Annotated in this window: 17 protein-coding genes; 14 read left to right on the top strand and 3 right to left on the bottom strand. The window is 70.5% G+C overall.

Annotation, left to right across the window (positions count from 1 at the left end; translation table 11 throughout):
- Positions 1–22: 22 nt before the first annotated feature.
- Both JYK04_RS33610 and JYK04_RS33605 read left to right on the top strand, forming a co-directional pair.
- Positions 23–1,615: an alpha/beta hydrolase gene (locus tag JYK04_RS33610; protein WP_189740859.1), complete on the top strand. Its 1,593-nt coding sequence runs from the start codon at positions 23–25 to the stop codon at positions 1,613–1,615.
- Between the two features lie 45 nt (positions 1,616–1,660).
- Positions 1,661–2,080, top strand: a complete 420-nt coding sequence (locus JYK04_RS33605) for a RidA family protein (RefSeq protein WP_189740857.1) — start codon at positions 1,661–1,663, stop codon at positions 2,078–2,080.
- A 27-nt stretch (positions 2,081–2,107) separates the two neighbouring features.
- On the opposite strand, the gene JYK04_RS33600 is transcribed toward JYK04_RS33605, so the two are convergent.
- Entirely contained in the window at positions 2,108–2,659 is a 552-nt protein-coding gene (locus JYK04_RS33600; RefSeq protein ID WP_189740854.1) for a HEAT repeat domain-containing protein, read from the bottom strand.
- Positions 2,660–3,054: 395 nt separating this feature from the next.
- On the opposite strand from JYK04_RS33600, the gene JYK04_RS33595 reads away from it, so the two are divergent.
- From JYK04_RS33595 to JYK04_RS33540, 12 genes are all read left to right on the top strand, one after another.
- Complete coding sequence (locus tag JYK04_RS33595; protein WP_189740851.1) at positions 3,055–4,854, top strand: 3-hydroxyacyl-CoA dehydrogenase family protein; 1,800 nt, start codon at positions 3,055–3,057, stop codon at positions 4,852–4,854.
- Positions 4,855–5,017: 163 nt separating this feature from the next.
- The gene (locus tag JYK04_RS33590; RefSeq protein WP_189740848.1) at positions 5,018–5,830 is read left to right on the top strand and encodes a TetR family transcriptional regulator; all 813 of its coding nucleotides are present in this window, start codon (positions 5,018–5,020) and stop codon (positions 5,828–5,830) included.
- Positions 5,831–6,207: 377 nt separating this feature from the next.
- Positions 6,208–7,545 carry a crotonyl-CoA carboxylase/reductase gene (gene ccrA, locus JYK04_RS33585; RefSeq protein ID WP_189740845.1) on the top strand — a complete coding sequence of 446 codons (1,338 nt, stop codon included), beginning with the start codon at positions 6,208–6,210 and terminating at the stop codon, positions 7,543–7,545.
- Between the two features lie 31 nt (positions 7,546–7,576).
- Complete coding sequence (locus JYK04_RS33580) at positions 7,577–9,658, top strand: protein meaA (RefSeq protein ID WP_189740842.1); 2,082 nt, start codon at positions 7,577–7,579, stop codon at positions 9,656–9,658.
- Positions 9,655–10,629, top strand: a complete 975-nt coding sequence (locus JYK04_RS33575; RefSeq protein ID WP_030010164.1) for an HpcH/HpaI aldolase/citrate lyase family protein — start codon at positions 9,655–9,657, stop codon at positions 10,627–10,629. Before JYK04_RS33580 ends, JYK04_RS33575 begins: the two co-directional genes overlap by 4 nt.
- 5 nt (positions 10,630–10,634) lie before the next feature.
- Positions 10,635–11,147: a MaoC family dehydratase gene (locus JYK04_RS33570; protein ID WP_030010163.1), complete on the top strand. Its 513-nt coding sequence runs from the start codon at positions 10,635–10,637 to the stop codon at positions 11,145–11,147.
- A gap of 2 nt (positions 11,148–11,149) precedes the next feature.
- Positions 11,150–12,355: an acyl-CoA dehydrogenase family protein gene (locus JYK04_RS33565; RefSeq protein ID WP_189740839.1), complete on the top strand. Its 1,206-nt coding sequence runs from the start codon at positions 11,150–11,152 to the stop codon at positions 12,353–12,355.
- Between the two features lie 186 nt (positions 12,356–12,541).
- On the top strand, positions 12,542–13,198 hold the full coding sequence (locus tag JYK04_RS33560) for a phosphatidylserine decarboxylase (RefSeq protein ID WP_030010161.1): 657 nt from the start codon (positions 12,542–12,544) through the stop codon (positions 13,196–13,198).
- Positions 13,185–14,045 carry a CDP-diacylglycerol--serine O-phosphatidyltransferase gene (gene pssA / locus JYK04_RS33555; RefSeq protein WP_189740836.1) on the top strand — a complete coding sequence of 287 codons (861 nt, stop codon included), beginning with the start codon at positions 13,185–13,187 and terminating at the stop codon, positions 14,043–14,045. The genes JYK04_RS33560 and pssA overlap by 14 nt, the downstream gene beginning before the upstream one ends.
- Positions 14,046–14,344: 299 nt before the next feature.
- Positions 14,345–15,829: an AlkA N-terminal domain-containing protein gene (locus tag JYK04_RS33550; protein WP_189740833.1), complete on the top strand. Its 1,485-nt coding sequence runs from the start codon at positions 14,345–14,347 to the stop codon at positions 15,827–15,829.
- Positions 15,830–15,841: 12 nt separating this feature from the next.
- Positions 15,842–16,351 (top strand): methylated-DNA--[protein]-cysteine S-methyltransferase, encoded by a 510-nt coding sequence (locus JYK04_RS33545; protein WP_189740831.1) that lies wholly within the window; start codon positions 15,842–15,844, stop codon positions 16,349–16,351.
- Positions 16,352–16,421: 70 nt separating this feature from the next.
- Complete coding sequence (locus JYK04_RS33540) at positions 16,422–16,808, top strand: SHOCT domain-containing protein (RefSeq protein WP_189740828.1); 387 nt, start codon at positions 16,422–16,424, stop codon at positions 16,806–16,808.
- Between the two features lie 16 nt (positions 16,809–16,824).
- Here JYK04_RS33540 and JYK04_RS33535 read toward each other — a convergent pair whose 3' ends face one another.
- Both JYK04_RS33535 and JYK04_RS33530 read right to left on the bottom strand, forming a co-directional pair.
- Positions 16,825–17,253 (bottom strand): hypothetical protein, encoded by a 429-nt coding sequence (locus JYK04_RS33535; protein ID WP_189740825.1) that lies wholly within the window; start codon positions 17,251–17,253, stop codon positions 16,825–16,827.
- 49 nt (positions 17,254–17,302) lie between these two features.
- Positions 17,303–17,803, bottom strand: coding sequence for an NUDIX domain-containing protein (locus JYK04_RS33530; RefSeq protein ID WP_189740823.1), 501 nt, complete (start codon positions 17,801–17,803; stop codon positions 17,303–17,305).
- Between the last annotated feature and the right edge of the window lie 152 nt (positions 17,804–17,955).

Raw genomic sequence — 17,955 nt, 5'->3', positions numbered from 1 at the left:
GAACCCTCGGCTGGGAGGCCCCATGCTCCACCCCTTGAAGAAGCGCGCCGCTGTCCTGCTGTCGATCTCCACCGTCGCCGCCACCGTAGCCGCCGCCCTCGCGAGCCCGGTCACGGCCGCGCCCGCCGGACCGGCCGATCCGGCCGCCCAGGCGCCGGCTCGGGCCGCGCTGCGCTGGACCGGCTGCACCACCCCGCGGTACCCCACGCTGCAGTGCGCGTCCCTCAAGGTGCCCCTCGACCACGCGCGTCCGGACGGCCGGCAGATCACCCTCGCCCTGACCCGGGTCCCGCACACCGGCCCCGCCTCCCAGGGCCCGCTGCTGGTCAACCCGGGCGGCCCGGGCGGCAGCGGCCGCAGCCTGGCCGGTTACATCGCCTCCGCCCTGCCCAAGGAGGTGGCCGCCCAGTACGACGTGATCGGCTTCGACCCCCGCGGCGTCGGCAAGAGCGAGCCCGCCCTGGACTGCGCGACCGGGCACTTCAAGCCCGCCCGGCCGGACTCCGTCCCCATGGACGAGGCCACCGAGCGGGCCAACCTGGACCGGGTGCGCTCCTTCGCCGAGTCCTGCGGGGCCAAGCACGCGGACGTGCTGCCGTACATCGACACCGTCTCGGCCGCCCGGGACATCGAGGCCCTGCGCGGCGCTCTCGGCGCGGAGCGGATCAGCTACTTCGGCTACTCGTACGGGACCTACCTGGGCGCGGTGTACGCCAAGCTCCACCCGGGCCGCGTACACCGGCTGGTCCTGGACTCCGTGGTCGACCCGGGCGGGGTCTGGTACGAGGACAACCTCGCCCAGGACCTCGCCTTCGACGCCCGCCACAAGGCCTTCCTGGCCTGGGTGGCCCAGTACGACGCCACCTACCGGCTGGGCACCGACCCGGCGGCGGTCGAGGAGGCCTGGTACGCGATGCGGGACGCGCTGCGCGAGAGTCCGGCGGGGGGCAAGGTGGGGCCGGCGGAGCTGGAGGACACCTTCATGCCGGGCGGGTACTACAACGGCTACTGGCCGAACCTGGCCGAGGCCTTCGCCGCGTACGCCGTGGCCAAGGACCCGAAGCCGCTGGTGGCCGCCTACGAGCGGTTCGGGGCGGTGGAGCCCTCCGCGGGCAACGGCTACAGCGTCTACACGGCGGTGCAGTGCCGGGACTCGGCCTGGCCGAAGGACTGGAACCAGTGGCGCGCGGACATGTGGCGCACCCACGCCAAGGCGCCGTTCATGACCTGGAACAACGCCTGGTACAACGCCCCGTGCGCGTTCTGGCCGACGGAGCCGCTCGAGGCCCCGGACGTGACCAACGCGGATCTCCCGCCCGCCCTGCTGCTCCAGGCGACGGACGACGCGGCGACCCCGTTCGAGGGGGCGCTCAGCATGCGGGAGAAGCTGTCGGGGTCGGCCCTGGTGGTGGAGGAGGGCGGGGGCAACCACGGCATCGCCCTGAGCGGCAACAAGTGCCTGGACGAGAAGGTGTCGGCCTACCTGACGACGGGCAAGGCCACGGACGCCACCTGCCCCGCCCAGGCGGCCCCGAAGCCGACCACGGCGACCCGCGCGGTGCCCGCCTCCGCGGGCGGCGCGGCCCTGCACGGCCTGCTCGGCTTCCGGGGCTGACGCCCGCCGGCCGGAGCGGGAGGGCGAGAGGGCAAGATCGTGCGCATGACCACGACACCGTCGCCCAGCAGCCACCCGACCCGTATCGCCGCGCCGGAAGGAGTCGCCCCCAGCGCCCACTACAGCCACGTCGTATGGGGCACGGGGCGCTTCGTCGCCGTCTCCGGGCAGTGTGCGCTCGACGAGCGGGGCGAGGTCGTGGGCGAGGGGGATCCGGCCGCGCAGGCCCGGCAGGTGTTCGAGAACCTGCGCCGGTGCCTGGCTGCGGCCGGGGCGACCTTCGACGACGTCGTGAAGCTCACCTACTTCGTCACGGACGTCGCGTTCCTGCCTGCGGTACGGGAGGCCCGCGACGCGGTGATCGCGGCCGACCGCCTGCCGGCCTCCTCGGCGGTACAGGTCTCCGCGCTGGTCCGGCCCGAACTCCTGGTCGAGATCGAGGCCTTCGCGGTCATCGCCGCATAGCGGCCCGCGATCCCCGGGCCGCGACCCTCAGCCCAGGTTGCGCAGCGCGCCCGTCGCCGCCACCGCCAGCCGGGGGTGGGACTGGGCGCGGACGAGCAGTTCGCGGGCGCGGGGGTCGGCGAGGGCGCCGAGGCCCTCGACGCAGGCCAGGGCCACCCGCCAGTACGGGTCGCGCGGGGACAGCAGCCGCGTCAGGGTGGCCATCAGGGCCGGTACGGACTCGGGGGCGCGCAGGGCGGTGAGCAGCCGCACGGGCTGCAGGGCGTAGGCCGTGCGCAGGGCGTTGGTGGCGAGGGCCGCCGCCGCGCGGGCGGTGCGCGGGTCGCCCAGGACGGCCAGGGCCTCGGCGGCGGCCGCGCAGCGGGCCGGGTCCCGGTGGTTGAGGAGCAGGACGAGGGATTCGAAGGCGCGACGGTCTCCCGCGAGGCCCAGCCGGTACGCGGCCAGTTCGCGGGCCCACAGGGGCAGCCCGGCCGAGGTCAGGGAGGCGGCGAGACCGTCGGGGGCGGCCGTGAGCAGCACCTCGTACTCGGGGGACGGTCCCGCCTCCGCCCGCAGGCGCTCCAGCACGTCGTTCACCCGGCCACCCTAGGGGGACACAGCGGTCGCCGTGCCGGGTTTCGGGACATCGGAGACAGCCGGTTGATCGATGATCGATGATCGGTACATTTGGGCGGTACAGGTCACATCTCCGCGCTCTGGCGGACCAGTTACCGGCGGGTTACTGTCGTTTCAACACGTACGAGGGCGGCCTGGTGACGCAGCCGCCTCGTGCCGGTCGGTTCGTATTCCACGGTGTGACCCCGGGACAGGGTTCCGCCGTTCTCGCCCCAGGGACTCATCTCCCCGCGGGCTCCCCTCCTCGGGCCCGCTCACCCCGGGTCCTTCCACCGCACGGCTCTTCCGTACGGCATCCGCGCGCGCCGTGCGCCGCGCGCCCCTCAGTCGTCACCCTCTTCCACTGGAGTCCCTCGATGGACCGTCAGTCCAGTCAGCCCACCCTCCAGACCATCGCCGTCATCGGACTCGGCACGATGGGCACCGGCATCGCCGAGGTCCTTGCCCGGGCCGGCCGCGAGGTCATCGGCATCGACATCAGCGAGGCCGCCGCCCAGCGGGCCGCGACCGCCCTCGCCGCGGCCACCGCGCGCTCCGTCGCCCGGGAGCGGCTCACCGAGCAGGAGCGGGCCGACGTGCTCGCCCGCTTCCGCACCTTCACCGACCTGGGCGCCGCCGCCGAGGCCGATCTGGTCATCGAGGTCGTCCCCGAGTCGTACGAGATCAAGCAGCAGGTGTTCCGCGAGCTCGACGCGATCGTGCGGCCCGACACCGTCCTGGCCACCGGCACCAACGCCCTGTCGGTGACGCGCCTGGCCGCCGAGTCCCTGCGCCCCGAGCGCGTGCTGGGCCTGCACTTCTTCAACCCGGCGCCGGCGATGAAGCTGGTCGAGATCGTCTCCTGCGTCCTGACCGCCCCGCCGGCCGTCGACGCGGTCACCGAGCTGGCCCGCGAGCTCGGCAAGGAGCCCGTGCCGGTCGGCGACCGGCCCGGCTTCGTCGCCGACGGCCTGCTCTTCGGCTACCTCAACCAGGCCGCCGCGATGTACGAGGCGCGGTACGCCTCCCGCGAGGACATCGACGCGGCGATGCGGCTGGGCTGCGGGCTGCCCATGGGCCCGCTCGCGCTGCTCGACCTGATCGGCGTGGACACCGCCCGTACCGTCCTGGAGGCCATGTACGCCTCCTCCGGCGACCGGCTGCACGCCCCGGCCCCGATCCTGGGCCAGCTGGCCGAGGCCGGCCTGACCGGGCAGAAGTCCGGCCGCGGCTTCTACACGTACGAGGCGCCGGGCAGCTCGGTGATCGTCCGCGACCTGCAGACCCCGCTCGACGGGTCCCTGGTCGGCAGCGGCCGTCCGGTCGGCTCGGTCGGCGTGGCCGGCTCGGGGACCATGGCGAGCGGGATCGCCCAGGTCTTCGCGCAGGCCGGTTACAGCGTGGTGCTCGCCGCCCGCAGCCAGGAGAAGGCCGAGGCCGCCAAGGCCGCGATCGGGAAGTCCTTGGGCCGTGCGGTGTCCAAGGGCCGCCTGACCGAGGAGGGCGCGGCCCAGACCCTGGACCGGATCACCCCGGCCGGGTCGCTGGACGCCTTCGCGGAGGTGGACCTGGCCGTGGAGGCCGTCGCCGAGGACCTGGCGGTCAAGCAGGAGCTGTTCGCGGCCCTGGACAAGGTCTGCAAGCCGGGTGCGGTGCTGGCCACCACCACCTCCTCGCTGCCGGTGATCGCGGTCGCCCGCGTGACCTCGCGTCCCCAGGACGTGATCGGCATGCACTTCTTCAACCCGGCCCCGGCGATGAAGCTGGTCGAGGTGGTCCGGACCGTCCTGACCGCCGACGACGTGCACGCCACGGTCCGCGAGATCTGCCTCAAGGTGCGCAAGCACCCGGTGGACTGCGGCGACCGGGCCGGCTTCATCGTGAACGCGCTGCTGTTCCCGTACCTCAACAACGCGATCAAGATGGTCGAGCAGCACTACGCCGACATCGACCAGATCGACGCGGCGATGAAGCTGGGCGGCGGCTACCCGATGGGCCCGTTCGAGCTCCTCGACGTGGTCGGCCTGGATGTCTCGCTGGCCATCGAGAAGGTCCTGCACAAGGAGTTCCGCGACCCGGGCCTGGCCCCGTCCCCGCTGCTGGAGCACCTGGTGGCGGCGGGCTGCCTGGGCCGGAAGACCGGCCGCGGATTCCGTGAGTACGCCGCCCGCCGGTAATCCGTCGGGCCACGAGCCGGATGCGTGGGGAGGGCTGCTCGGGCCCGCCGGACCCTCACGGCGGGCCAACCCTCACGAGCCCAGTGCGGGCTCTCCCCCGCATCCACCCCCCTCCCACCCCCCGCAGGCGCGCACCCCTGCACGAATGAAGTACTTTCGCTCTATGTCCCAGCCCGCCAAGACCTCGCCCCGCGCCGCCACGGCGTCCGACACCCCGGAGAGTCCGGCCGGCACCAAGGCGGCCGCCCAGCGGCTCAAGATGCGCCGCGAGCTCGCCGCCGCGGCCATGGAGCTCTTCGCGACCAAGGGGTACGAGGCGACGACGGTCGACGAGATCGCCGCGACCGCCGGGGTGGCGCGGCGGACCTTCTTCCGGCACTTCCGGTCCAAGGAAGAGGCGATCTTCCCGGACCACGACGACACGCTGACCCGCGCCGAGGCCGTCCTGGACGTGGCCCCGGCGCACGAGCACCCGCTCGACACGGTGTGCCGCGGGATCAAGGAAGTCATGAAGATGTACGCCGCCTCGCCGGCGGTGTCGGTGGAGCGCTACCGGCTGACGCGTGAGGTGCCGGCGCTGCGGGAGCGGGAGATCGCCTCGGTGGCCCGGTACGAGCGGCTGTTCACCCGCTACCTGCTGGCCCATTTCGACGAGCACGACCACCACGACGGCAACGACGACCCGCTGCTGGCCGAAGTGGCCGCCTCGGCGGTGGTCACCGCCCACAACCACGTGCTGCGGCGCTGGCTGCGCGCGGGCGGCCAGGGGGACGTGGAGGCGCAGCTGGACCACGCCTTCTCGATCGTCCGGAAGACCTTCGGTACGGGCATCGGCGCGGGCCGCACGCTGAGCTCGCAACCGTCCGCGCCGGCGGCCGTCCGCACGCAGGGCGAGGTGCTGGTGGCGGTGGCCCGCACCGACGCTCCGCTGGACGAGGTCATGCGGACCATCGAAGAGGCGCTGCGCGCCACATAGTCAGGCGCGTCACAGTGGCCGCTCCCGTTCCGGGGGCGGCCACTTTTTTATGTCCGGCTTGCCCCTACTCGCGGGTAACTCTGATCGATCATCGCTCATCGGTGCAGGTCAATCGGCAAATGAGAGAAAGTTTTGGCACGCGGTGCCTTGCCGGGTGACACGGGGTGCCATACGTTGAAGTCGTCCGGATGTCCCCGCGACCCACGCCCACCCGGCGTGGAACGCGCCCCGGATCGCCTGCGTCACCAGGCACCGCACGCCTCACCACGGGCGTCGCCCAGCACCACTGCACCAGCCGGACCGACGGCACACCGCACCCGCACCACGCACCCCGTTTACCTCAGCGCACCCTCATCAGCGCTAGCCGGAGGCTCACCGTGAAGGACATCCTGGACGCGATTCAGTCGCAGTCCGCCACCGCCGCAGACTTCGCAGCCCTGCCGCTTCCCGACTCCTACCGCGCGATCACCGTGCACAAGGACGAGGCGGAGATGTTCGCGGGGCTCACGACGCGCGAGAAGGACCCGCGCAAGTCCCTCCACCTGGACCAGGTCCCGGTGCCGGAGCTGGGCCCGGGCGAGGCCCTGGTCGCCGTCATGGCCTCCTCGGTCAACTACAACTCCGTGTGGACCTCGATCTTCGAGCCGGTGTCGACCTTCAGCTTCCTGGAGCGCTACGGCCGCCTGTCGGAGCTGACCAAGCGCCACGACCTGCCGTACCACGTCATCGGTTCCGACCTCGCGGGCGTCGTGCTGCGCACCGGCCCCGGCGTCAACGCCTGGAAGCCCGGCGACGAGGTCGTCGCCCACTGCCTCTCGGTCGAGCTGGAGTCCTCGGACGGCCACAACGACACGATGCTCGACCCCGAGCAGCGCATCTGGGGCTTCGAGACCAACTTCGGCGGCCTGGCGGAGATCGCGCTCGTCAAGTCCAACCAGCTGATGCCGAAGCCCGACCACCTGAGCTGGGAGGAGGCCGCCTCCCCCGGTCTGGTCAACTCCACCGCCTACCGCCAGCTGGTCTCCCAGAACGGCGCCGGCATGAAGCAGGGCGACAACGTCCTGATCTGGGGCGCCAGCGGCGGCCTCGGCTCGTACGCGACCCAGTTCGCGCTCGCCGGCGGCGCCAACCCGATCTGCGTGGTCTCCTCCCCGGAGAAGGCGGACATCTGCCGGGCCATGGGCGCCACCGCGGTCATCGACCGCAACGCCGAGGGCTACAAGTTCTGGAAGGACGAGAACACCCAGGACCCGCGCGAGTGGAAGCGCTTCGGTTCCAAGATCCGCGAGCTCACCGGCGGCGAGGACATCGACATCGTCTTCGAGCACCCGGGCCGCGAGACCTTCGGCGCCTCGGTCTACGTCACCCGCAAGGGCGGCACCATCACCACCTGCGCCTCGACCTCGGGCTACATGCACCAGTACGACAACCGCTACCTGTGGATGTCGCTGAAGCGGATCGTCGGCTCTCACTTCGCGAACTACCGCGAGGCCTGGGAGGCGAACCGCCTGGTCGCCAAGGGCAAGATCCACCCGACCCTGTCGAAGGTCTACTCCCTGGAGGACACCGGACAGGCCGCCTACGACGTCCACCGCAACCTCCACCAGGGCAAGGTCGGCGTCCTCGCGCTGGCCCCCGAGGAGGGCCTGGGCGTGCGCGACCACGAGCTGCGCGCGACGCACCTCGACGCGATCAACCGCTTCCGTAACGTCTGAGACCGTTCAAAGGCCTAAGGGACAGCCTGAGATGACAGAGCGCCAGAAGGACCGTCCGTGGCTCATGCGGACGTACGCCGGCCACTCCACGGCCGAGGCGTCCAACGAGCTGTACCGCCGCAACCTCGCCAAGGGCCAGACGGGTCTGTCGGTCGCCTTCGACCTGCCGACCCAGACCGGATACGACCCCGACCACATCCTCGCCCGCGGCGAGGTGGGCCGGGTCGGCGTCCCGGTCTCCCATCTGGGCGACATGCGGCGGCTGTTCCAGGACATACCCCTGGAGCAGATGAACACCTCGATGACGATCAACGCCACGGCCATGTGGCTGCTGGCGCTCTACCAGGTGGCCGCCGAGGAGCAGGGCGCGGACATCGCCCAGCTCCAGGGCACCACCCAGAACGACATCGTCAAGGAGTACCTCTCGCGCGGGACGCACGTCTTCCCGCCGGGGCCGTCCCTGCGGCTGACGACGGACATGATCGCGTACACGGTCAACCACATCCCCAAGTGGAACCCGATCAACATCTGCTCGTACCACCTCCAGGAGGCCGGGGCCACCCCGGTCCAGGAGATCTCGTACGCGATGTCCACGGCGATCGCGGTCCTCGACTCGGTGCGCGACTCGGGCCAGGTGCCCCAGGAGCGTTTCGGCGAGGTCGTCGCCCGGATCTCCTTCTTCGTGAACGCGGGCGTCCGCTTCATCGAGGAGATGTGCAAGATGCGCGCCTTCGGCCGTATCTGGGACAAGGTCACCCACGAGCGCTACGGCATCGAGAACGCGAAGCAGCGCCGCTTCCGTTACGGCGTCCAGGTCAACTCCCTGGGGCTGACCGAGGCCCAGCCGGAGAACAACGTCCAGCGCATCGTGCTGGAGATGCTCGCGGTCACCCTGTCCAAGGACGCCCGTGCCCGCGCCGTGCAGCTGCCCGCCTGGAACGAGGCGCTGGGCCTGCCCCGGCCCTGGGACCAGCAGTGGTCGCTGCGCATCCAGCAGGTCCTCGCGCTCGAGAGCGACCTGCTGGAGTACGAGGACATCTTCGCCGGATCCCACGTCATCGAGGCCAAAGTCGACTCCCTGGTCGCCGACTGCCTGGCCGAGATCGACCGGATCCAGGAGATGGGCGGCGCCATGGCGGCCGTCGAGTCCGGGTACCTGAAGGGCGAGCTGGTCTCCTCGCACGCCGAGCGGCGGGCGCGGATCGAGGCCGGCGAGGACAAGATCGTCGGTGTCAACTGCTTCCAGCAGACCGAGGAGAACCCGCTCACCTCCGACCTGGACGGCGCCATCATGACGGTCGACCCGGCGACGGAGGCGCTCACCGTCGAGCGCATCGTCCGCTGGCGGGCGGAGCGTCAGGAGTCCTCGGACCGGCAGGGGAACGGCGACCCGTTCGTCTTCCCCACCACCCAGCAGGCGCTGGAGCGCCTCAAGGAGGCCGCGGCGGGCACCGAGAACCTGATGGAGGCCACGCTGGAGTGCGCCCGCGCCGGTGTCACCACCGGCGAGTGGGCCGGCGCCCTGCGCGAGGTGTTCGGCGAGTTCCGCGCCCCGACCGGGGTCTCCTCGGCCCCGGTGGCGGTCACCGCCGAGCCCGGTACGCCGATGCACGAGGTCCGCGAGAAGGTGTCCCGTACGGCCGACGAGCTCGGCTCGGGCCGGCTGCGCCTGCTGGTCGGCAAGCCCGGCCTGGACGGGCACTCCAACGGCGCCGAGCAGATCGCCGTGCGGGCCCGCGACGCCGGCTTCGAGGTGGTCTACCAGGGCATCAGGCTGACGCCGGAGGAGATCTCCTCCGCGGCGCTGGCCGAGGACGTGCACTGCGTGGGACTGTCCATCCTGTCCGGCTCGCACAGCGCTCTGGTCCCGGACGTCCTGGAACGGCTGCGGACGGCGGGGGCGGGTGACATCCCCGTCATCGTCGGAGGCATCATTCCCAACGCCGACGCCGTGGCGCTCAAGGCAGCGGGTGTCGCCGCCGTCTTCACGCCGAAGGACTTCGGCATCACGGAGATCATCGGCCGTATCGTCGACGAGATCCGCAAGGCCAACAAGCTCGCCCCCCTCGACATCGACAACGCACTCGTTGCAAGCACGGAGGTCCCCGCATGACCACGCCCGTCCACCCGGTGAACCGCCTTCGCCCGCGTCGCTCCTGCCTCGCGGTGCCCGGATCGAACCCGCGGTTCCTGGAGAAGGCCCAGGGCCTGCCGGCCGACCAGGTCTTCCTGGACCTGGAGGACGCCTGCGCGCCGCTCGCCAAGGAAGGCGCCCGCCACACCATCGTGGACGCGCTGAACAACGGCGACTGGACCGGCAAGACCCGCGTCGTGCGCGTCAACGACTGGACCACGCACTGGACCTACCGCGACGTCGTCACGGTGGTCGAGGGCGCCGGCCAGAACCTCGACTGCATCATGCTGCCGAAGGTCCAGGACGCCCAGCAGGTCGTGGCCCTGGACCTGCTGCTGACCCAGATCGAGAAGACCATGGGCTTCGAGGTCGGCAAGATCGGCATCGAGGCGCAGATCGAGAACGCCAAGGGCCTGGTGAACGTCGACGAGATCGCCGCCGCCTCGCCGCGGCTGGAGACCATCATCTTCGGCCCGGCCGACTTCATGGCCTCGATCAACATGAAGTCGCTGGTCGTGGGCATGCAGCCGCCCGGCTACCCGGCGGACGCCTACCACTACATCCTGATGCGGATCCTGATGGCGGCCCGCATGCACAACCTCCAGGCGATCGACGGCCCCTTCCTCCAGATCCGCGACGTGGACGCCTACCGCGAGGTGGCGGGCCGCGCGGCCGCGCTGGGCTTCGACGGCAAGTGGGTGCTGCACCCGGGCCAGGTCGACGCCGCCAACGAGGTCTTCTCCCCCTCGCAGGAGGACTACGACCACGCCGAGCTGATCCTCGACGCGTACGACTGGTGCACCTCGGAGGCCGGCGGCAAGAAGGGCTCCGCGATGCTCGGCGACGAGATGATCGACGAGGCCAGCCGCAAGATGGCCCTGGTCATCGCGGGCAAGGGCCGCGCGGCGGGCATGGAGCGCACCACCAAGTTCGAGATCCCGGAGGCCTGATCCCGATGCAGTTCGGACGCACGTACGAAGAGTTCGAGGTCGGGGCGGTATACAAGCACTGGCCCGGAAAGACGGTCACCGAGTACGACGACCACCTCTTCTGTCTGCTGACCATGAATCACCACCCGCTCCACATGGACAGCAATTACGCGGAGAACACGACCGACTTCGGCAAGAACGTGGTCGTGGGCAACTACATCTACTCGCTGCTGCTCGGCATGTCCGTGCCGGACGTCTCCGGGAAGGCCATCGCCAACCTGGAGATCGAGTCCCTGCGGCACGTGGCGCCGACCTTCCACGGCGACACCATCTACGGCGAGACCACGGTCCTCGACAAGACCCCGTCGAAGTCGAAGAACGACCGCGGGATCGTCTACGTGGAGACCAAGGGCTACAAGCAGGACGGCACCCTCGTCTGCGTCTTCCGGCGCAAGGTGATGGTCCCGACCGAGACGTACATCAAGGAGCGCGGCGGCGAGCAGCCCGGCCGCCCCACGCTGAAGGAACAGGGGAAGTAGCCATGGCCCGACTCGCCCAGACCGCCGGGCTGACCGACGTCCAGCGGGAGATCCTCAAGACCGTCCGGGAGTTCGTCGACAAGGAGATCATCCCGGTCGCGACCGAGCTCGAACACCGTGACGAGTACCCGCAGCAGATCGTCGACGGCCTCAAGGAACTCGGCCTCTTCGGCCTGATGATCCCGGAGGAGTACGGCGGCCTGGGTGAGTCGCTCCTCACCTACGCCCTGTGCGTCGAGGAGATCGCCCGTGGCTGGATGTCCGTCTCGGGCATCATCAACACCCACTTCATCGTGGCGTACATGCTCAAGCAGCACGGCACGCAGGAGCAGAAGGACCACTTCCTCCCGCGCATGGCCCTGGGCGAGGTGCGCGGCGCCTTCTCGATGTCCGAGCCGGCGCTGGGCTCCGACGTGTCGGCCATCACGTCCAAGGCGGTGAAGGACGGCGACGAGTACGTCCTGAACGGTCAGAAGATGTGGCTGACGAACGGCGGCAGCTCCACCCTGGTGGCCGTTCTCGTCCGGAGTGACGAAGGACACCCCGAGGGCACGGCGCCCCACAAGTCGATGACGACCTTCCTCGTCGAGAAGGAGCCCGGCTTCGGTGAGGTCCGTCCCGGCCTGACCATCCCCGGCAAGATCGACAAGATGGGCTACAAGGGCGTCGACACGACCGAGCTCATCATGGACGGACTGCGCATTCCGGCCAATCGGGTACTCGGCGGACAGACGGGCCGAGGGTTTTACCAAATGATGGACGGGGTCGAGGTCGGCCGCGTCAACGTGGCGGCGCGTGGCTGCGGTGTCGCTCAGCGTGCTTTCGAACTGGGTGTCTCCTATGCCCAGCAACGTCACACTTTCGGCAAGCCGATCGCCGAACACCAGGCGATTCAGTTCAAGCTGGCCGAGATGGCTACCAAGATCGAAGCCGCCCATGCGATGATGGTCAATGCAGCACGCAAAAAGGACTCCGGGGAACGAAACGACCTCGAAGCAGGGATGGCGAAGTACCTCGCCTCCGAGTACTGCAAGGAGGTCGTCGAGGACGCCTTCCGTATCCACGGTGGATACGGGTTCTCGAAGGAGTACGAGATCGAGCGTCTCTACCGGGAGGCCCCGATGCTGCTGATCGGTGAAGGTACCGCCGAGATCCAGAAAATGATCATCGGGCGACGCCTGCTCGAGGAGTACCGGCTTCAGGGCTGAAAGTCCCTTTTGCAGCGAATCATCCATGGGTTCGTTGCGAAAGGATCACTGGCAGTGACTGGCTGACCGTCATCGACTCGGCTTCTGGCTTGCCCAGTTGTTGCGCGCAACCGATAGCATTCCAGTAAAGCCGCCGTCCCGTCCCCCCGTTTACGGCGCGGCAATCACCCGCTACGAAGGTCATCCATGCCCCACAGCCAAACCTCTGCACCTCGCGACAGCCTCCTTGGCGTACGCCTCGCGCGCGGAGCATCGCCGTGGCTTCTGCCGACCGTCGCCACCGCGGCGCTCAGCCTCACCCGGGCCCGCAAGTCCGGACGCTGGGCCGCGGCGGCCGTGCCCGCCACCGCGCTCGCCGCGGGCATGCTGTGGTTCTTCCGCGACCCCGAGCGTGAGATCGCTCAGGGGCGTGTCATCTCGCCCGCCGACGGTGTGGTGCAGAGCATCATGCCGTGGAAGGACGGACGGACCCGGGTCGCGATCTTCATGAGCCCGCTGAACGTCCACGTCAACCGCGCGCCCCTCGCGGGCACGGTGACGTCCGTGGAGCACATCCCCGGCGGATTCGTCCCGGCGTTCAACAAGGAGAGCGAGAACAACGAGCGCGTTGTCTGGCACTTCGACACCGAACTCGGTGACATCGAGATGGTGCAGATCGCCGGCGCCGTCGCCCGTCGCATCGTCCCGTACCTGCCGGCCGGAACCAAGGTGGAGCAGGGCGAACGCATCGGTCTGATCCGCTTCGGCTCCCGCGTCGACATCTACCTCCCCGAGGGCGTCGAGGTCGCGGTCGAGGTCGGTCAGGCCACCACCGCGGGGGTGACACGAATTGACCGTGACTGACCCTGAGACTCCGGCCGCCGGCTGGGTTCCCGAACCTGCCGAGGAGGAGTCCGCCGAGGACGACATGCCGCTCTCGCTGCGGCTGTCGATAGCGGACACCCTCACTCTCGGTAACGCGACGTGCGGATTCATGGCGGTGTACTTCACCACCACCGGAATCCTCATCCCGCACCTCACCGGCAGTGGCGAATCGGGCATGGCCCGTAACAGCGCCGCGACGGCGGTGATACTGATGCTGCTCGCCGCGGTGTTCGACCTCTTCGACGGCATCGTGGCCCGCAAGCTGCGCAGCTCGCCGATGGGTGCCGAGCTGGACAACCTGTCCGACCTGATCAGCTTCGGCCTCGCGCCGGCCTACTTCGTGCTCGTCTACGGCATGGTCGCCGTCGACGCGCACCAGAAGATGTCGGCGCTGGCCGCGATCGTGGTGCTGCTCGCCGTGGTGCTCAGACTCGCGAGATTCAGCTGCGTGACGATGAAGGACGGCATGTTCCAGGGCATGCCGAGCCCCTTCGGCGCGCTGACGGTCGTCTCGATCGTGCTGCTGGAGCTGCCGTTCGTCCCGACCCTGCTGGCGATCATCGGGGTGGCCTGGCTGATGGTGAGCCGGGTCGAGTACCCCAAGCCGCGGGGTGTTCTCGCGGTGGCGATGCTCTGCTGGATCATCAGCGCGATGGGGCTGCTGGCGGCCTGGGCGTTCGACGCCCCGGGCGGTCAGCTGCTGCTCCAGACCGGCTGCGCCCTGCAGATCGCGATGGCGGCGACCATTCCGCTCTTCGCGACGACCCGGAAGGCCAACACCTTCCGGCACAACCGCCGCGAGGCCCGCGCCACGACGCTGCGCTAGCTGTACCGGAGAAGGCCCCGGATGCCGATGGCATCCGGGGCCTTCTGCCGTTCCCGGGGGCCGGGTCGGGGTGGGCCGGGGGCGGCGGCGGGGCGGGGAGCGTCCGGGGTGTAAAACGTGATTTGTCGGCCCTCACCTCGGGACACGTTGCGCCCCCCGAGGGGCCATAAATCATGCCTACCCCGGACGCCCCCCGCCCCACCGCCGGCCCCGACCCCGCCCGGCCCTCCGAGCCCCCGCGTAACCTTGATGTCGGAAAACCGCCAGCCGGCGGTTCCGCGACACCGGATCCTAGAGCCATGCACACCGACACCGAGCGCTGCGTAAGGGCCGTGCAGTCGAAGGACGCCCGCTTCGACGGCTGGTTCTTCACCGCGGTCCTGACCACCCGGATCTACTGCAGGCCCAGCTGTCCCGCGGTGCCGCCCAAGGTCGAGAACATGACCTTCCTGCCCAGCGCAGCCGCCTGCCAGCAGGCCGGGTTCCGGGCCTGCAAGCGGTGCCGGCCCGATACGAGTCCCGGTTCCCCCGAGTGGAACGCGCGGGCCGACGCCGTCGCACGCGCGATGCGGCTGATCCAGGACGGGGTGGTGGACCGGGAGGGCGTGCCGGGCCTGGCCACCCGGCTGGGCTACTCGGCCCGCCAGGTCGAGCGGCAGCTGAACGCCGAGCTCGGGGCCGGTCCGCTGGCCCTGGCACGGGCCCAGCGCGCTCAGACCGCCCGGCTGCTCATCGAGACCTCCGAGCTCCCGATGGGCGATGTGGCCTTCGCCGCCGGGTTCTCCTCCATCCGGACCTTCAACGACACGGTCCGCGAGGTCTTCGCCCTGTCCCCGAGCGAGCTGCGGGAGCGGGCCGTCAAGGCCGGCCGCAGCAGGAACGCCCCGCCCCGGATCCCGGGGACGATCAGTCTGCGGCTGCCGTTCCGGGCCCCGCTGAACCCCGACAACCTCTTCGGGCACCTCGCCGCGACCGCCGTCCCCGGGGTCGAGGAGTGGCGTGACGGCGCCTACCGCCGCACCCTGCGCCTGCCCTACGGCACCGGTGTCGTCGCCCTGACCCCGCAGCCCGACCACATCGGCTGCCGGCTCGCCCTGACCGACCTGCGCGACCTCACCATCGCCATCAGCCGCTGCCGCTGGATGCTCGACCTGGACGCCGACCCCGAGGCCGTCGACGAGCAGCTGCGCTCCGATCCGCTGCTGGCCCCGCTCGTGGACAAGGCTCCCGGGCGCCGGGTACCCCGTACGGTCGACGCGCCGGAGTTCGCCGTACGGGCGGTGCTGGGCCAGCAGGTCTCCACCGCGGCGGCGCGCACGCACGCGGCCCGGCTGGTCACCGCGCACGGGGAGCCGGTCGAGGACCCGCTGGGCGGGCTGACGCACCTCTTCCCCTCCCCGCAGGCGCTCGCCGGGCTGGATCCGGCGGCACTGGCCCTGCCGCGCAGCCGGCGGGCCACGCTGACCACGCTGGTCTCGGCGCTCGCCGACGGCTCGCTGGCGCTCGGCTTCGACAGCGACTGGGAGGCGGCGCGGGCCCAGCTGACGGCGCTGCCCGGCTTCGGCCCGTGGACCACCGAGGTGATCGCGATGCGGGCGCTCGGCGACCCGGACGCCTTCCTGCCGTCCGATCTGGGGATCCGGCGGGCGGCGCAGGGGCTGGGGCTGCCCTCCACCCCCTCGGCGCTCACCGCGCGGGCGGCCGCATGGCGGCCCTGGCGCGCGTACGCCGTCCAGTACCTGTGGGCCACCGACGCCCACCCCATCAACCACCTGCCCGCCTGAGGAGCACCAGCGATGCGATCCACCACGAACAGCGCCAGGACGCACACCGTCGTCGACAGCCCCTACGGTCCGCTGACCCTGGTCGCCACGGACGGGGTCCTCAGCGGCCTCTACATGACGGGGCAGCGCCACCGTCCGGCTGAGGAGTCCTTCGGGGAGCGGGTGGCCGCCGCCGAGGAGCCCTTTCCCGAGGTGGCGCGCCAGCTGACCGCGTACTTCGCCGGGGAGCTCACCGAGTTCGACCTCCCGCTGCGCCTGGAGGGCACCGATTTCCAGCGCAGCGTCTGGGACCAGCTCGTGCGGATCCCGTACGGCGAGACGTGGTCGTACGGGGAGCTGGCGGCCAAGCTGGGCAAGCCCAACGCCTCGCGCGCGGTGGGACTGGCGAACGGGAAGAACCCGGTCGGCATCATCGTGCCCTGCCATCGGGTGATCGGCGCGTCGGGCGGGATGACCGGTTACGGCGGCGGGCTCGACCGCAAGGTGCGGCTGCTCACCTTCGAATCCGGGCTACAGGGCTGATCCGTTCCGAAATGCGGAGATTTTGAAGCGGTTGTATGAATGGAATACCGCTACATGATCGGAGTCCGGCATGGACGACTATCCGCTTCTCAACATCTTCTGGACGATGCTGTACCTGTTCCTGTGGATCATGTGGTTCTTCCTGCTCTTCAAGATCATCACGGATATCTTCCGTGACCACAGCCTCGGTGGCTGGGGGAAGGCGGGATGGCTGATCTTCGTCCTCCTGTTGCCCTTCCTGGGCGTGTTCATCTACCTCATCGCCCGGGGCAGGAGCATGGGCGAGCGGGACCTGAAGCAGGTCCAGGAGAACGAGGCCGCCTTCCGGGAGTACGTCCAGAAGACGGCGGGCTCCGGCGGCAGCGCGGACGAGCTGCACAAGCTCTCCGCGCTGAAGGACAAGGGCGACATCACCCAGGCGGAGTTCGACCGCGCCAAGGCCAAGCTCCTGGCCTGACGCCGGCCCGGCCGGATCAGACGACGAGGAGCGGAACGAGGAGCGCGAAGGCGGCTCCGGCCTCGACGGCGTAGTTGTACAGCGAGGGGTGCTGGACCGGGGCGGCGAGCAGGACCACGCTCTGCTGGGTGGCGGCGGCCGCCACCCAGTCGGCGTCGGCGCCGAGGTTGCCCTGGTACCAGCCCTCGCAGGAGCCGGGTCCGGTGACGGCGAGGAGGTCGTCCTCGCGGCGGTAGAAGGCCTGCCAACCGGCGGCCGGGACGGACCAGCCCTCGAAATCGGTGAACAGCGCCCAACCGCCCTCGCGTATCGCGGTGTCGAACAGCCAGACCGGGGTCCCCTCCGGCGTGACTTCACCACCGGCCTGCTGGTCGGTGGTGAAGTGCACCATGGGAAGGGCGTCGGGCCCGTCGGCGGTGCTGGGCCAGGCGTACATCGTGATCATCTTCTGATTCTGTCCTGGTCGGGGTAAGTCCGGTGTTACGGGGCGCCCGTCACGAGGTGACCGGGCGCCGGCCGTTCTCCAGTTCCGCGGCGCCCTCGCCCGACTGCGCGATCCGGTACGCCTCCTGGACGCGCAGTCCGAGCGATTCGGGCAGGTAGGCGGTGAGTTCGGCGGGCTCGACCAGCCGCCAGGAGATCAGCTCCTCCTGCTGCAGCGTGACGGAGGCGAGCTGGGCCTCGTCGAGCACGCCGCCGTCGTAGACGTAGGCGACCAGCGGCGGGCGGCCGGGGCCCAGCACCCAGTCGACGGCCAGGAGGCGGCCGAGGGGGAGGTCGAGGCCGATCTCCTCGGCGCTCTCGCGCCGGGCCGCGGTGCGCGGCGACTCGTCCCGGTCCGACTCGATGGTGCCGCCCGGCAGGGCCCAGCCCTCGCGGTAGTTGGGCTCGACGAGCAGGACCCGGCCCTCGGCGTCCCGGTAGAGGGCGGCCGCGCCGGCCAGCACCCGGGGCAGGCTCGCGATGTACGTGGCGTAGTCATCTGCGGTGGTCACGCCGCAACCCTAGTTGCTCCGCGACGACCGCGGCGGTGCCGGGTGGCACGGGGTTCCCGGGCCCGCCCCGGGGACCGAGGGCGGCCCCATGGCAATTGTTTTACTGATGATATTGTTGCCGCTCGCCCGGGTCACTCGCTTGCGCTCCTGTG

The organism is Streptomyces nojiriensis (assembly GCF_017639205.1).
GTDB lineage: Bacteria > Actinomycetota > Actinomycetes > Streptomycetales > Streptomycetaceae > Streptomyces > Streptomyces nojiriensis.
This window is presented reverse-complemented; position numbering and strand designations above follow the sequence as displayed.